At 66.7% G+C, this 14,383-nt stretch carries 15 protein-coding genes; 5 read left to right on the top strand and 10 right to left on the bottom strand.

The features are described 5' to 3' along the window. Nucleotides 1-252: 252 nt before the first annotated feature. The 8 genes from H3005_RS00070 to H3005_RS00040 form a co-directional block, all read right to left on the bottom strand. Nucleotides 253-1,326 carry a 3-deoxy-7-phosphoheptulonate synthase gene (locus H3005_RS00070; RefSeq protein ID WP_191077348.1) on the bottom strand — a complete coding sequence of 358 codons (1,074 nt, stop codon included), beginning with the start codon at nt 1,324-1,326 and terminating at the stop codon, nt 253-255. A gap of 253 nt (nt 1,327-1,579) precedes the next feature. After that, a complete protein-coding gene (locus tag H3005_RS00065; RefSeq protein ID WP_089237217.1) occupies nt 1,580-1,840 on the bottom strand; it encodes a hypothetical protein in 261 nt (86 codons plus the stop codon). Nucleotides 1,841-1,924: 84 nt separating this feature from the next. Further along, on the bottom strand, nt 1,925-2,263 hold the full coding sequence (locus H3005_RS00060) for a DUF6616 family protein (protein ID WP_100553758.1): 339 nt from the start codon (nt 2,261-2,263) through the stop codon (nt 1,925-1,927). A 120-nt stretch (nt 2,264-2,383) separates the two neighbouring features. Next, the gene (locus H3005_RS00055) at nt 2,384-3,121 is read right to left on the bottom strand and encodes a HEAT repeat domain-containing protein (protein ID WP_191077347.1); all 738 of its coding nucleotides are present in this window, start codon (nt 3,119-3,121) and stop codon (nt 2,384-2,386) included. Further along, entirely contained in the window at nt 3,118-3,618 is a 501-nt protein-coding gene (locus tag H3005_RS00050) for a MarR family transcriptional regulator (RefSeq protein WP_100553760.1), read from the bottom strand. The genes H3005_RS00055 and H3005_RS00050 overlap by 4 nt, the downstream gene beginning before the upstream one ends. A 110-nt stretch (nt 3,619-3,728) precedes the next feature. Beyond that, complete coding sequence (locus H3005_RS00045; RefSeq protein WP_223879989.1) at nt 3,729-4,541, bottom strand: TIGR03571 family LLM class oxidoreductase; 813 nt, start codon at nt 4,539-4,541, stop codon at nt 3,729-3,731. Further along, complete coding sequence (locus H3005_RS20855) at nt 4,430-4,753, bottom strand: hypothetical protein (RefSeq protein ID WP_223879978.1); 324 nt, start codon at nt 4,751-4,753, stop codon at nt 4,430-4,432. Before H3005_RS20855 ends, H3005_RS00045 begins: the two co-directional genes overlap by 112 nt. Nucleotides 4,754-4,766: 13 nt before the next feature. Beyond that, nucleotides 4,767-5,402 carry a glutathione S-transferase family protein gene (locus tag H3005_RS00040; protein ID WP_100554225.1) on the bottom strand — a complete coding sequence of 212 codons (636 nt, stop codon included), beginning with the start codon at nt 5,400-5,402 and terminating at the stop codon, nt 4,767-4,769. A 276-nt stretch (nt 5,403-5,678) separates the two neighbouring features. Between H3005_RS00040 and H3005_RS00035 the strand changes: the two genes are divergently transcribed. Continuing rightward, on the top strand, nt 5,679-6,581 hold the full coding sequence (locus H3005_RS00035; protein ID WP_100553762.1) for a LysR substrate-binding domain-containing protein: 903 nt from the start codon (nt 5,679-5,681) through the stop codon (nt 6,579-6,581). 141 nt (nt 6,582-6,722) lie between these two features. On the opposite strand, the gene groL is transcribed toward H3005_RS00035, so the two are convergent. Together groL and H3005_RS00025 are read right to left on the bottom strand one after the other, a co-directional pair. Beyond that, complete coding sequence (groL, locus tag H3005_RS00030; protein ID WP_025878650.1) at nt 6,723-8,372, bottom strand: chaperonin GroEL; 1,650 nt, start codon at nt 8,370-8,372, stop codon at nt 6,723-6,725. A gap of 83 nt (nt 8,373-8,455) precedes the next feature. Continuing rightward, a complete protein-coding gene (locus tag H3005_RS00025) occupies nt 8,456-8,743 on the bottom strand; it encodes a co-chaperone GroES (protein WP_089237231.1) in 288 nt (95 codons plus the stop codon). Between the two features lie 309 nt (nt 8,744-9,052). On the opposite strand from H3005_RS00025, the gene H3005_RS00020 reads away from it, so the two are divergent. The 4 genes from H3005_RS00020 (at nt 9,053) to H3005_RS00005 (ending at nt 14,194) form a co-directional block, all read left to right on the top strand. After that, a complete protein-coding gene (locus tag H3005_RS00020) occupies nt 9,053-10,843 on the top strand; it encodes an endonuclease (RefSeq protein ID WP_100553764.1) in 1,791 nt (596 codons plus the stop codon). 68 nt (nt 10,844-10,911) lie between these two features. Beyond that, the gene (gene cutA / locus H3005_RS00015; protein WP_025878647.1) at nt 10,912-11,250 is read left to right on the top strand and encodes a divalent-cation tolerance protein CutA; all 339 of its coding nucleotides are present in this window, start codon (nt 10,912-10,914) and stop codon (nt 11,248-11,250) included. After that, a complete protein-coding gene (locus H3005_RS00010; RefSeq protein ID WP_191077345.1) occupies nt 11,247-13,637 on the top strand; it encodes a protein-disulfide reductase DsbD domain-containing protein in 2,391 nt (796 codons plus the stop codon). Before cutA ends, H3005_RS00010 begins: the two co-directional genes overlap by 4 nt. After that, nucleotides 13,634-14,194, top strand: coding sequence for a TlpA disulfide reductase family protein (locus H3005_RS00005; protein ID WP_191077344.1), 561 nt, complete (start codon nt 13,634-13,636; stop codon nt 14,192-14,194). Before H3005_RS00010 ends, H3005_RS00005 begins: the two co-directional genes overlap by 4 nt. The last annotated feature ends 189 nt before the right edge of the window (nt 14,195-14,383 follow it).

Below are 14,383 nucleotides of genomic sequence, written 5' to 3'. Positions count from 1 at the left end.
GACACCGGCGATGTATCTGGCGTTGGCGAGGATGCGGGCGGGGCGTTGAGCGGGGCGGCTTCATCCACGCGTGGCGTGGATCTACATAACCGGGTCGGGGTTCACACCACCCCGGCGATGTACCTGGCGCTGTCGTACATACGCAGCGCCAGGCGCATCGCCGGTGCAGACGGGCCGGTCTCCAACTCCGACCGGCCCTGATCGCGGCCGCACCCCCGCAGGCGCTGGCCGCCATCCACACACGTGCCGCCGTCAGGCGGCTTCGGACACCTTCACTTCGCGACGGGCGCGCACGGCCGCAGCCAGCCGCTCCAGCACCGTCACGGTGGTGTCCCAGTCGATGCAGCCATCGGTGATGCTCTGGCCGTAGACCAGCGGCTGGCCTTCGACCAGCTCCTGACGGCCACCGACCAGATGGCTTTCAACCATCACGCCGACGATGCGCTGCTCGCCGTCTTCCAGCTGGGTGGCGATGTCTTCGATCACCTTCGGCTGGTTCTCATGGTTCTTCAGGCTGTTGGCGTGGCTGGCGTCGATCATCAGCCGCGTCGGCAGCTTGGCCTTGGCCAGCGCCTGGCAGGCATCGGCGACGCTGCCCGCATCGTAGTTCGGCTGCTTGCCACCACGCAGGATCACATGGCAGTCCGGATTGCCGGTGGTGGAGACGATGGCCGTGCCGCCCTGCTTGGTGACCGACAGGAAGTGATGCGGGTTCGAGGCCGCGCCCACGGCATCGGCGGCGATCTTGACGTTGCCGTCCGTGCCGTTCTTGAAGCCGACCGGGCACGACAACCCCGACGCAAGCTCGCGATGCACCTGGCTTTCGGTGGTGCGTGCACCGATCGCGCCCCATGCCACCAGGTCGGCGATGTACTGCGGCGAGATCACATCGAGGAACTCGACACCGGCAGGCAGGCCGAGCTTGTTGATGTCGCGCAGCAGGCCGCGGGCGATGCGCAGGCCCTTGTCGATCTTGAAGCTGCCATCCAGGTCCGGATCGTTGATCAGGCCCTTCCAGCCCACCGTGGTGCGCGGCTTTTCGAAGTACACACGCATGACGATTTCCAGTTCACCGGCCAGTGCATCGCGCAGCGGCTTCAGGCGCTGGGCGTACTCGATGGCGGCTTTCGGGTCGTGGATCGAGCATGGCCCGACCACCACGGCCAAGCGGTCGTCGCGGCCGTGCAGGATCTGGTGCAGGGCCGCGCGCGAGGCGCTGACGGTGTCGGAGGCTTCGTCATCACAGGGCAGCATCGCCAGCAGCTGGGCAGGCGGTGTCAGCGGTTCGATGGTGCGGATACGCAGGTCGTCGGTGTGCGGGGGCATGGTGGGGGGTCTCTACGGAACGTTGGGGGTCCGCAGCGTGGCGACATGAAAAAAGCCGCCAGGTTCGCTGGCGGCTTTCGGGAATGCGTCTGAAGCTTTCTTCAGGGTGAGCGCAATCCTTCCTCCGCCGGGGGCTTCGGAAAGTAATACCAATAAAAGCTGGCGTGGGTTGCGTTCATGGGATCTATTGATAACACAGGGTTTTGGCAGGTGCCAACTGTTTCATCCGCAACTGCGGGCGCGGTTCAGCGGACTATCGGCTGCCATGCACTTCCACGTCCAGCAACAGCGTCTCGTGGATGTCCACCCAGCGCTCCACCACGCGGTCCAGTTCCTGCCTGGCCTCATCCAGCTGTTCGGGGTTGAGCATGGATCGGGCCGTATACAGATCGGACACCAGCTGCCGCAGGGTGGCTTCCTGGATGGCGACCACCGGCCCTTCCAGGCCGGGTACCTGCAGCGCAGGACTGCTGCCCAGCGCTCCGTACAACGTCACCTGGATCTTGCTCTGCATGCTCGACTTCCCTGCGGATGGATACGGCCGAGCGCCATCTTTACCCGGAATGGATGACACGCGCATGTGCCACCGCAGGCCGCATTACAGCGCTGCGAGGTCCGCCAGGTGCTGGGCCATCGCATCCACTGCGCCCACGGCATTGGTGGTGGCGAAGCAGTCATGCCAGCCGGTGGCACTGATGGCGTCCATCAAGGCATCGGCATCTGCACGGCTGGCGCACCGCCAGACGGCGTAGTACTGCTCGGCGCTGGCATGTGGCACCTCGCTGGCCACGCGGCCCATCGCCAACGGTGCGACGCATGCAGGGTCGAGTTGCTGCATGCCGGCGCCGATACGGGTGAAGAAGGTGTTCCGCTGTTCGGCGGACAACGCTTTCCAGGTCGGCGTTGCGGTGTACAGCTCGATGAGGAGGTGGGACATGGGGCCTTCCTTGAGGGTCATGGGGTTGCCGGCCAGCGGCCGGCACTACCGGGGAACGGGCGTGACATGAGTTGCCGGCCAGCGGCCGGCATCAGCGGGAAACGGTTGAACGGTGCGGGGTTACAGCGAGCGCAGCGCGCGCTTGCGGATGTAGGCGTTGGCTACGCTGTCGCGGGTTGACTGCCACTGCGTGCACACGGCGCGCACCCAATCGGGTTGGCTCTTGCCAGCGTCGTTCAACCAGTTGCCAACCGAGTCCTGCACGTAGCGCTCTGGATCGTCGGCGAGTGCCTCCAGCAACGACAGCACGTGTTCGGGTTGCTGCTTGAACAGCGCAATATGCGTGGCCCAGACACCGCGGGGGCGCAATGCTTCACACGCGAAGCGGCGCAGATGCGGCGAAGGCTGCTGCGCCCAGGGTTGCAGCAGGGCGAGCGCCTCAAGTGGTGCCTCGACGATATCGCTGCGCAGCGCCAACCATGCCCATTCGCGCACACCGAAGTGCGGATCATCTGCCAGCGGATGCATCGCCTGCAGCTTGTCGGACAATGCCGCCTGCGTGTCGCCGCCGATCAGATAGCACGCCCAACCCCGCACGGTGTCGGAGGGATGCGCCTGCCAGTGCTGCACCTCGCCCTGCCCTGCCTCGCGCAAAAGCGCTGCGGCCAAGGCCATGCGCTGGGTGATTCCTTTGCCTGCGGCGGCGTGCATGCGCTGTATCGCGGACGGTGGCAAGGTCGGTGCCACCGCCAGCAGCAACGCAGCGAAGTCCACCGCCAGGCACTCGGCCAGATGCGTGCTGGCGGTGCTGCCTGCGTTGAGTGCAAGCAGGCGTGTCGTGGCGATGGTAGTGCTCATGCACCTGCTTCCTGACCTGCGTCGGTGTGTCGCCAGACTTTTTCGAGCAGCAGCGACAACTGCGCCTGTTCGCCGACATCCAGTCCATTGAACAGGCCACCGATCCATTGCGTGTGCTGGTCGAACAGATCGCCGGCCAGGCGCTTGCCGCGCGCCGTCAGCACGATCTGCAGACGTCGACCATCTTCGGCATCGCTGCGCCGCTGCAGCAGGCCGTCACGCTGCAGGCCATCGAGCAATCCGCTGATGGTGGCGCGGGTGACACCGGCCTGCTCGGCCAGCTCGTGCGGCGGCAGCGTGCCACCTGCGCCGTGCAGCAGGAACAGCACGACGAAGCGGCCTTCGCTGAGGCCGTACGGCGCGAGGCGTGTGGCGCAGTCACGGTCGATCGCACCGGACAGGGCGAGCAGCTGAAAGCACAGGCGCAGCTGCGCGACATTGGCGTGACCACGCCGCTGCGCTTCCTCGACGAGGGCTTGGTGCTTCAACTCAATCATATTGAATCCATACATGATTAGGCGACTAATCATAATCCGTGAGACAAGAACTGCAAGCCTCCCGCCGCCGCCGGCAGGGCCCGCAGCTCATCAATCGCGGAAATGCATCGCTACCATTCCATCACCCGCGACGCTGGGCCGGGATGCGACGGAAACAACGGCAGCACCTCTTCGGCCAGTTCCTGCAGCACATCGGCAGCTGGGCGCTGCGAGAACTGGATGCCGAGCGCGGCATGGTTTACCCCAGCGCGCTGCCAGGCTTCCAGCAGCGCGATCAGCCCCTTGCGCCCGGTGCGCAGGCAGTAGCCACCCTGCAGCGGCACGCGCGGATGGTCCGGGTCATCCACCAGATCCAGCCATTCATTGGTCATGTGCGGTCGGAAGCCGCCGTCGGGAATCTGCGCCCGCCATGCGCGGATCTTCGCCGCCAGCCGCTGTGGTCCTGCCGTGTCATGGGTCGCGTCGGGATAGGTCAGCCAGCCGTCGGCGTGTTCGCCGATCCATTCCAACGGCTGCCGGGCACCACCGGTAACGATCAGCGGAATGCGATCACTGACCGGCGGCGGCAGCAGCTGCACACCCTGTGCGGCCCAGGGGTGGCCGGCGAGCGCCCCGTCGGCGGGCTGCAACCATTTCCGGAAGGCCACCACGGCGTCGGCGAACCGTTCACCACGTTGGGCGTGGTCGAGGCCATAGGCGGGAAACTCAAGCGGTCGATCACCCGAGGCGATGCCCATCACCAGCCGCCCTGCGGACAACTGATCGATCGACGCGGCAGCCTTGGCCAGGTCGATGGGATGCCGCAGTGGCATCACCACGCTGCCTGTCGCCAACGCGACGCGATGGGTGCGCGCAGCCAGCCATGCGAGATACGTGAACGGATCGAACACCTGTCCGGCATCACCGAACTGGGGATCGAACAGTGGAACATCGCGCACCCAGACCGCAGCGAAGCCATGGCGGTCGATGGCACCAGCGCGGTCTGTCCCTGCAGTACCGCCATGTCGCCCTGGTAGAAGCGCAGCGGCAGGAAGATGCCCAAGGTCAGCGCATCGGCGCGGAACATGCGCTGGTAGCCTGCATGGCCGGCGAAGGTTGCTGCCGAAGCACCGTGGATCGAAAGGGAGGTTGTCATCGCAGGGATCTCCTCAAGGCCCGGTCGCGGGCTCAGGCAGCAGCACGCCACGCTGGACCGCGGGCCGCGCGGCTACGCGCTGGTACCACGCCGAAAGATGGCGATGGCGCGAGAAGTCGATGTCGATCACGCGGAGCACATGCAGCCAACCGAAGTGGGCGATGTCGGCGATCGAGTAGTCATCGCCGGCCAACCAGGGACGCGCGGCCAAGCGTGCATCGAGGATCGCGAAGATGTCTTCGGAAAGGTGCCGGTAGCGCTCGATCGCCGGCAGATAGCGCTCCGGCGCGAAGTGTTCGAAATGCACGCGCTGGCCGAAGATGGGACCGACGCTGGAGGCATGGAACATCAGCCAGGTGATGGCGTCCCAGCGCGCGGCCGGTGCCTGTGGCAACAATGCCCCGCCCTGCTCGGCGAGGTACAGCAGGATCGCCGCCGATTCGAACAGCACGATGCCCCTGGAGCGGTCTTCGAGGACCGGAATGCGACCGTGCGGATTGAGCCGCAGGAAATCGGGATGGCGATGTTCACCCTGCTCGATGCGCACATGGTGCAAGCGATAGGGCAGGCCCAGCTCCTCCAGCGCGATGGTGGCCTTGTAGCCATTGGGTGAGCTGTCGGTATGCAGGTGCAGCGAGGGTTCGGTCACGGCAACGTCCTGGAGGCAGAAATCGGGTGCACACGCGCTGCCCGCCCACACCATGGGCAGGGCGAAGCGATGTGGAAAGGGCGCTGCAGCGACCGTGCAACCAGTCTAGGAACCGGGCATGCAGGTGGGAAACGATGTCTGCTGACGTTGCAGTTGAGCCCAGCTCAACACCGCGCGCACCGGCGCGACAGCCATCGACCCGGCCGATATGCTGTGCCTTGCGCTGGCCGGTGAACGTGCCGACGGCTCGCCAGCATCGTCACGGGAGAATGGAAGATGGGTGCGGTACTGCCCTTGCTGGCCCTGCGGGCCTTCGTTGAAACCAGCCGCCACGGCAGCCTGACAGCGGCCGCCGAGGTGATGGGCGTGACACCCGGTGCCGTCAGCCAGCAGCTGCGGCAGTTGCAGGAACGGCTCGGCGTCAGCCTGTTCGATCGAACCCGCCATGGGGTGGTGCTCAGCGCGGCCGGCAGCCGCGTCTATCCGGAACTGCGTCAGGCCTTCGATCAGATCGCCAGCAGCCTGCACGCACTGGAAGCGTGGCAAGGCAGGTCATCGTTGCGGATCAGCGCCGCGCCCAGTTTCGCCGCGCACTGGCTGGCGCCGCGACTGGCCGATTTCAGCGCGCGGCATCCAGGAATCGACGTGCAGTTGGATGCCAGCCCCGCGCTGGTGGACCTGCGCCGTGATGGCGTGGACATCGCGATCCGGCATGGCCTGGGCCAGTATCCGGGGCTGCATGCAGAGCACCTGTTGGCACCGGCGTTGCTGCCGGTGGCAAGCCCCACGCTGCTGGCAACCGTGCCAGCGATCACCCGCGCGGAGCACTGCCTGCGGCTGCCGCTGCTGCAGGACAGCGAACGCAGTGACTGGCGTCTGTGGTTCCAGGCCCTGGGCCTGCCGCAGGATGCGCGCCTGCAGCGCGGCCCCGCCTTCGACGACGATCTGTTGTTGATACGTGCGGCGGCAGCCGGCCAGGGCATCGCGCTGGTGCGCGACATCCACGTGGCCGACGAAGTGGCCAGCGGTCGCCTGCAGGTGGTCCTGCAGCAGCCGTGGCCACAGTCCTTCGCCTACTACGCGGTGACCCGGCCTGGCAGCGATGGCAGCGACCGACCGATGGTGGCAGCGTTCCTGGCGTGGCTGCAGGACAACATGCCGGCAGCACGCGCAGCGTAGCGACGGGTAATCCCGCACCGCGCCCGTAGATCCACCCCACGCGTGGATGCAGGCCAAAAAAAACCCCGCCTTCCGGCGGGGTTTTTCATTGCAGCAGGGAAGCGTGCCGACCTGGGTCGGCCGCTACCGGTGCAGCGGGACTTAGAAGTCCATGCCGCCCATGCCACCCATGCCGCCCATGCCACCAGCGCCACCCATGGCCGGCTCGTCCTTCTTCGGAGCGTCGGCAACCATGGCTTCGGTGGTGATCATCAGGCCAGCGATCGAGGCTGCGTTCTGCAGCGCCGAACGGGTCACCTTGGTCGGGTCCAGGATGCCGAACTGCAGCATGTCACCGAACTCGCCGGTGGCGGCGTTGTAGCCGAAGCTGCCGGTGCCTTCCTTGACCTTGTTGACGATGACCGACGGCTCTTCGCCGGCGTTGGCGACGATTTCGCGCAGCGGGGCTTCCATCGCGCGCAGGGCGATCTGGATGCCGTGGTTCTGGTCTTCGTTGGCACCCTTCAGGCCAGCCAGCGCGGAAACCGCACGGACCAGGGCAACGCCGCCGCCCGGAACCACGCCTTCTTCAACGGCTGCACGGGTAGCGTGCAGGGCGTCGTCGACGCGATCCTTCTTTTCCTTCATTTCGATTTCGGTCGACGCGCCGACCTTGATCACTGCAACGCCACCGGCCAGCTTGGCCACGCGCTCCTGCAGCTTCTCGCGGTCGTAGTCCGAGGAGGTGTCTTCGATCTGGGTCTTGATCTGCGCAACGCGCGAATCGACCGCAGCCTTGTCACCCACGCCATCGATGATGGTGGTGTTTTCCTTGGAAACCTGCACCTTCTTGGCGCGGCCCAGGTCCTTGATGGTGGCCTTTTCCAGCGACAGGCCGACTTCCTCGGAGATCACGGTGCCGCCGGTCAGCACGGCCATGTCTTCCAGCATCGCCTTGCGACGGTCGCCGAAGCCCGGAGCCTTGACGGCCACGACCTTGACGATGCCGCGGATGGTGTTGACCACCAGGGTCGCCAGCGCTTCGCCTTCGACTTCCTCGGCAACGATCAGCAGCGGCTTGCCGGCCTTGGCGACGCCTTCCAGCACCGGCAGCAGGTCACGGACGTTGGAGATCTTCTTGTCGTGCAGCAGGATGTACGGGTCATCCAGGTCAGCGGTCTGCGACTGCTGGTTGTTGATGAAGTACGGGGACAGGTAGCCGCGGTCGAACTGCATGCCCTTGACCACGTCCAGCTCGTTGTCCAGGCCCGAGCCTTCTTCAACGGTGATCACGCCTTCCTTGCCGACTTCCTTCATCGCGTTGGCGATGATCTGGCCGATCGACTCGTCCGAGTTGGCCGAGATCGTGCCGACCTGGGCAATGGCCTTGTCGTCAGCGGTCGGCTTGGAGATGTTCTTCAGCTCGGCGACGGCGGCCACGACGGCCTTGTCGATACCGCGCTTGAGGTCCATCGGGTTCATGCCGGCAGCAACAGCCTTGGCGCCTTCGCGGATCAGGGCCTGGGCCAGCACGGTGGCGGTGGTGGTGCCGTCGCCGGCGTCGTCGTTGGTACGCGACGCGACTTCCTTCACCATCTGCGCGCCCATGTTCTCGAACTTGTCAGCCAGTTCGATTTCCTTGGCGACGGACACGCCGTCCTTGGTGATGGTCGGGGCGCCGAAGCTCTTCTCGAGCACGACGTTGCGGCCCTTCGGGCCCAGGGTGGCCTTGACGGCATTGGCGAGAACGTTGACGCCGCGCACCATGCGCGAACGGGCGTCTTCACCGAAACGAATATCCTTGGCAGCCATTGCAGTTACCTCATTGGTAGCGCCGGGCCATGCCCGGCAGCTGGGTGTTTGGAATCAGGGTATGAAGCAGGTCGCGCCGACGCTCAGCCGATGACGGCGAGCACGTCGTCTTCGCGCAGGACCTTGTATTCGACGCCTTCGCTCTTGTACGAGCTGCCGGCGTACTGGCCGTAGATGACCTTGTCACCGACCTTCAGCGACGGAGCGCGCACGGTGCCGTTGTCCAGCGGCTTGCCCGGGCCCACGGCCACGACTTCACCCTTGGTGGACTTTTCCTTGGCGGAGTCCGGGATCAGGATGCCACCGGCGGAAACTTCGTCGGCTTCGATCGGCTTGACCACAACGCGGTCGTGCAGCGGCTTGATGCTCATGTGGGACCTCTTAAGTTATTGATTGGTCTGAAAAAGTCCGGCGATGTTAGCACTCACACCAGGTGACTGCCAGCAACGCGCGTGAAAAAGCCCGACAGGTCGGGAGCACGACAGAGATGGAGACCCCCGGGGACCTTTCAAGGCCCGGCCGGCAAATTTTTATCGATGCGCCGCGACAGCTCGATGTCCGCGGATCCGGTATTTTGGTGATGGGCGTCTCACTGTCAGATATCTGGCGTTCATTTACGACAAAGTGTCACCAGATCGGCTTTAGGGTGGCCCGGCATTCCCAATCACAAGGAGTAGTCGATGCGATTGCTGTCCCCGCTCGCCGCCGCCTGCCTGCTGGCACTGGCCGCCGCGCCGGCCCAGGCCGAGGTCTTCATCAACGAACTGCACTACGACGACAGCACCGCTGCCGGTGACGTCGGCGAAGCCATCGAAGTGGTCGCCACCGCCGGCGAGGACCTGTCCGGCTACCGCCTGTACCTCTACAACGGCAGCAATCCGTCGGCCGCCACGGTCTACGCCAACAACGCAGTACCGGCGGGAACCGCGGCCAGCTGCGGCAGCGCCACCCTGGCCGTGGTCACCTACCCCACCAACGGCCTGCAGAACGGCCCCAACGACGGCATCGCCCTGGTCGACGCCAGCGGCAAGGTGGTCCAGTTCCTCAGCTACGAGGGCGCGATCACCGCTTCCGGTGGCCCCGCCGCCGGCATGACCAGCCAGAACATTCCGGTTGCCGAAACCAACAGCACCGCGGCGGGCACCTCGCTGCAGCTGACCGGCAGCGGCAGCCAGTACGCGCACTTCACCTGGGCCGAATCGGCCAGGCAGACCTTCGGCAGCTGCAACAACAACCAGACCTTCAGCGGCGGTGGCACCCCGGGCCCGAACACGCCGCCTTCGGTGTCCACCACCACGCCCGCACAGGGCAGCAGCACCTTCCCGGCCGCCGCCGACCTGGAAGTGGTGTTCAGCGAGACGGTCAACCTCGCCAGCGGCGCCTTCGCACTGACCTGCGGCACCTCCGGCAGCGTACCGCTGACCTGGCCGGCCAGCGGCAAGAGCGTGAAGCTGTCGACCAATACCGCGCTGGTCGCCGGGGAAGCCTGCCGCTTCGACATCCGTGCCGCACGCATCACCGATGCGCAGGGTGCCCGCCCGGCGACCGACAGCCGCATCGCCTTCACCGTGGCCACCACCACCGGCAACCCGGACCCGGGCAATCCCGGCGGCCCGGCGGGCTATTACTCGAAGGTCAACACCAGCAGCCCCAGCCAGCTGCGCTGCTCGCTGCATGCCACCATCAAGGGCCACACCGCGTATCCGTACAGCGGCTCGGGCACCAGCACCTGGACCATCCTGGAGATCGCCGACGAAGATCCCAACAGCAGTGGCAAGATCCTCGATGCCTACCGCAACCGAAGCTACACCAAGGTGAGCGACCGTGCCGGCAGTGGCGGTGGCCTGAAGTACAACCGCGAGCACACCTGGCCCAATTCGCTGGGCTTTGCCAGCACCACCGGCGACAAGGGCCTGCCGTACGCGCCCTACACCGACACCCACATGCTGTACCTGACCGACGCACAGTGGAACGCCGACCGCGGCAACAAGCCGTTCGGCAAGTGCGACGCCAACTGCGGCGAGCGTGCCACCGAGGCCAACAACGGCCAGGGCGGCGGCAGCGGCGGCTACCCGGGCAATTCGAACTGGGTACGCACGCCGGATGGCAACGCTGGCACCTTCGAAGTGTGGGGTGCGCGCAAGGGCGACATGGCACGCGCGGTGATGTACATGGCCATCCGCTATGAAGGGGGCAAGGATGCGGCCACCGGCCAGTCCGAACCGGACCTGGAACTGACCGACGACCGCAGCAAGATCGTCAAGACCAGCAGCTCGCCGGCCTACATGGGCCTGCTGTCGACCCTGATCGACTGGCATCTTGCTGATCCGCCGAGCGCTGCAGAACGTGCCCGCAATGACGTGATCTACAGCTTCCAGGGCAACCGCAACCCGTTCATCGACCACCCCGAGTGGGCCACCCCGGGCCTGTTCACCTCGGCCAAGCCGGCCACCTGCCAGCTGGCCAACTGACCGCGCAACGCTGCGGTCCACTGCCGTCGCCGGGCCCTGCCCCGGCGACGGCCCTATACTCGACGGTCATGTCGACCGTCGATCCCGTCCTGCTGCTGTTGACCACCTGCCCGGACCGGGCCAGTGCCGAGCGCATCGCGCACGCGCTGGTCGCCGAGCACCTGGCTGCATGCGTGACCCGCCTGGACGGCGCACAGTCGACGTACCGCTGGCAGGGCGAGGTCACCACCGACGCCGAACTGCAGCTGCTGGTGAAGACCACCGCAAGCCGTGTCGATGAAGCCATCGCCCGGATCGTCGAACTGCATCCGTATGAACTCCCGGAGTGCATCGCGGTCGAAACCCGGGCCGGCCTGCCGGCGTATCTGGACTGGATCCGGGCACAGACCCGGGAGGACACTGATTGAAGACTCTGTTTGCGCGTGGCGCCGCCTTGTGCGCTCTGTTGTGGCTTTCATTGCCGGCCTTCGCGCTGGATGAAAAAGATCTGCTGCCGGTGGACCAGGCGTTCGCGCTGACCGCCAGCGCGCCCGAACGTGGCCAGATCCAACTGCAGTTCAAGATCGCCCCCGGCTACTACCTGTATCGCCACCGCACCACGGTGAAGGCCGATCCTGCCTTCAATGCCGCTGCGCTGCAGATGCCCGCAGGCAAGAAGCACCACGACGATTTCTTCGGTGAGGTGGAGACCTACCGCGAGCGCCTGCAGGCCACCCTGCCCGGCGCGCCCACCGATGCCGCCGGCACCATCAGCCTGGAAGTGCGTTACCAGGGCTGCGCCGATGCCGGTGTGTGCTACCCGCCGCAGAAGCGCGTGGTGCAGGTGACCCTGCCCGGCGCGGGCGGTGCGGCTGCCACGCTGCCGACCGCACGCGCCACCGGCGCCAGTGCGTTCAACAACCCGCTGGCTGGCGCCGGTAGTGGCGGTGGCCTGCGGCTGCCGGGCACCAGCAACAGCCAAGCACTGCCGCTGCCGTCGGAACAGGCATTCGGCTTCGATGCCATCGCCAGCGATGGCAACACCCTGCTGCTGCGCTTCAGCCCCGCACCGGGCTATTACCTCTATCGCGACCGCACCTCGCTGAAGCTGGAAGGCAGCCCCGGGGTACTGGCCGACAAGCCGCGTTGGCCGGCGGCGCAGTCGCACCGCGACGAGCACTTCGGTGACGTGGCGGTCTATTTCAACCAGGTGGAGGTGCCGGTGCCGCTGCGCCGCAGCCGCGCCGAGGCCGTCGACAGCACGCTGGTGGTGACCTTCCAGGGCTGCCAGACCGATGGCATCTGCTACCCGCCGATGACCCGCCGGGTGAAGTTGTCGATCCCCGCCGGCAAGACCAACGCCACCAGTGATGCACCTGCTGCACGCGACGAAGTGATCCGTTCGCTGCCCGCTTCGGCCGCTGCCAGCACCCGCGAGGCCGCCAACGGCACGCCGCTGCGCCTGCTTCCGACCGTGCCCAACGACGCGCCGGCCAATGCCGGTGGTGCCGACGCCAGCAACGGCGCGCGCGATGCCTTCGCCGCCGACGCGCAGCAGGACAATGCGCTGCGTACCAAGGCCCCCAGTCGCGTGCCGAAAACCGACAGCTCGTTGCTGTGGGTACTGCTGCTGGCGCTGGGCGGTGGCCTGGTGCTGAATCTGATGCCCTGCGTGCTGCCGATCCTGTCGCTGAAAGTGCTGAGCCTGGCGCAGAGCGGCGAAAGCCCCGAACGCGCCCGCAGCCATGCCATGTGGTACACGCTGGGCGTGCTGGTTGCCTTCGCGGTGATCGGCGCGCTGATGGTCGGCCTGCGCATGCTTGGCAACGCGGTCGGCATCGGTTTCCAGCTGCAGCATCCCGGCGTGGTCGCGGCGTTGGCCTACATCATGTTCGCGGTGGGCCTGAGCCTGTCCGGCGTATTCACGATGGGCGGCGGCATCGGCAACTTCGGCCAGTCGCTGGCGCGACGCAGTGGCCCGGCCGGCGATTTCTTCACCGGCGTGCTGGCCTGCGTGGTCGGCAGTGCCTGCGTGGGTCCGTTCTTCGGCCCGGCGGTGGCCTATGCCTTCGTTGCGCCGCCGGTGGCGGCGATGCTGGTGTTCCTGTTCCTCGGCCTGGGCCTGGCCCTGCCGTTCCTGCTGATCGGCTTCGTGCCGGCGCTGGCCCGCCGCCTGCCCAAGCCGGGCCAGTGGATGGAAACCCTGAAGCACGTGCTGGCCTTCCCGATGTATGCCGCCGCGTTGTGGCTGCTGTGGGTGCTGGGCAAGCAGCGCGGCGTGGATGGCATGGCGCTGGCGCTGGGTGGCCTGCTGCTGCTCACCGGTGGCCTGTGGCTGTTCGAGCGCAGCCGCTGGCGCAGCCAGCGCGCGGCCGGGCTGCTGGGCGTGCTGCTGGTGATCGCGGCGCTGGTGCCGGTGTGGGCCGTGACCCAGCTGGCACCGCCGGCACGTGCCGCGCAGGCGAGCAGCGAGAACGTGGTGGATTACTCGCCGCAGATGCTGGACCGCCTGCGCGCCGACAACCGGGTGGTGTTCGTCAACATGACCGCCGACTGGTGCGTGAGCTGTAAGGCCAACGAACGCGCGGTGCTGTCGCGCCCGGAGTTCAAGGAACTGCTCAAGCGCACCAACGCGGTGTACATGCGCGGCGACTACACCAATGTGGACCCGCAGATCACCGCCTTCCTGGATGAGCACAAGGCGGTGGGCGTGCCGCTGTACGTGGTGTACGGCCCGGGCGCGCCGCCGACGGTGCTGCCGACCCTGCTGACCCAGGCGCTGGTGGAAGAAGCGCTGCTGCGCACCGCACGATGAAGTGGCAACGGCCAGCACTGCTGTGGACAGCGGTGCTGGCTGCCGGGCTTGGCCTGTGGGCCGGCAATCGGCTGGCGCCGGCGCCGGCGGCGCAAACCCCAGCGCCTGTTGCCGTATCACCGCCAGCGCTGCCGATGCTGCGCCCTGGTGATCCGCTGCCGGCGCTGGTCCTGCCCAATGGCGAAGGCCACGCGCTGGATATCCGCGAACGCTTCAAGGGCCGGCCATTGCTGGTCAATGTCTGGGCCAGCTGGTGCGGCCCGTGCGTGGAAGAAATGCCCGAGCTGGCCCGCTTTGCCGAGGGCCAGGGCACGCGCGGCGTACAGGTGTTGGGCCTGGCGCTGGATACCCCGGACGGCGTGCGCGATTTCCTGCAGCGGGTGCCGGTGCACTATCCCATCGTGCTGGATACCCCGGGCCCACGCGATGCCAGCGTGCAGTTGGGCAATGCGCAGGGCCTGCTGCCGTACAGCGTGCTGTTCGATGCGCAGGGCCGGATGGTGAAGGCCAAGCTCGGCCCGTTCGCGCACGGCGAGATCGAAGGCTGGGCGAAGTAAGGTCGGCAGGGCTGCGCCCTGCACCTGCAGAGGCCGGAGCCAGAGCCAAAGCAACGGCCAAAGCGGCATTCCGTGGGATGGCGGGGCGGTGTCGGAGTGCGGGGACGCCGCAAGTACGTCCCTGTAGGCTTGGCAGCCGCATCCATGCGGCTGACACCCCGCACTCCGACACCGCCCCACCTCTGACAG

It is taken from the genome of Stenotrophomonas sp. Br8, from assembly GCF_014763005.1.
In the GTDB taxonomy this organism is placed as follows: Bacteria; Pseudomonadota; Gammaproteobacteria; order Xanthomonadales; family Xanthomonadaceae; genus Stenotrophomonas; species Stenotrophomonas lactitubi.
Note: the sequence above shows the minus strand (reverse complement) of the source record. Positions and strands in the feature narration are given on the sequence as shown.

Coding starts and splice junctions, on each gene's coding strand:
- H3005_RS00070 (WP_191077348.1), bottom strand. CDS start 1,326: ATGCCCCCGCACACCGACGACCTGCGTATCCGCACCATCGAACCGCTG.
- H3005_RS00065 (WP_089237217.1), bottom strand. CDS start 1,840: ATGCAGAGCAAGATCCAGGTGACGTTGTACGGAGCGCTGGGCAGCAGT.
- H3005_RS00060 (WP_100553758.1), bottom strand. CDS start 2,263: ATGTCCCACCTCCTCATCGAGCTGTACACCGCAACGCCGACCTGGAAA.
- H3005_RS00055 (WP_191077347.1), bottom strand. CDS start 3,121: ATGAGCACTACCATCGCCACGACACGCCTGCTTGCACTCAACGCAGGC.
- H3005_RS00050 (WP_100553760.1), bottom strand. CDS start 3,618: ATGATTGAGTTGAAGCACCAAGCCCTCGTCGAGGAAGCGCAGCGGCGT.
- H3005_RS20855 (WP_223879978.1), bottom strand. CDS start 4,753: ATGACAACCTCCCTTTCGATCCACGGTGCTTCGGCAGCAACCTTCGCC.
- H3005_RS00035 (WP_100553762.1), top strand. CDS start 5,679: ATGGGTGCGGTACTGCCCTTGCTGGCCCTGCGGGCCTTCGTTGAAACC.
- groL (WP_025878650.1), bottom strand. CDS start 8,372: ATGGCTGCCAAGGATATTCGTTTCGGTGAAGACGCCCGTTCGCGCATG.
- H3005_RS00025 (WP_089237231.1), bottom strand. CDS start 8,743: ATGAGCATCAAGCCGCTGCACGACCGCGTTGTGGTCAAGCCGATCGAA.
- H3005_RS00020 (WP_100553764.1), top strand. CDS start 9,053: ATGCGATTGCTGTCCCCGCTCGCCGCCGCCTGCCTGCTGGCACTGGCC.
- cutA (WP_025878647.1), top strand. CDS start 10,912: ATGTCGACCGTCGATCCCGTCCTGCTGCTGTTGACCACCTGCCCGGAC.
- H3005_RS00005 (WP_191077344.1), top strand. CDS start 13,634: ATGAAGTGGCAACGGCCAGCACTGCTGTGGACAGCGGTGCTGGCTGCC.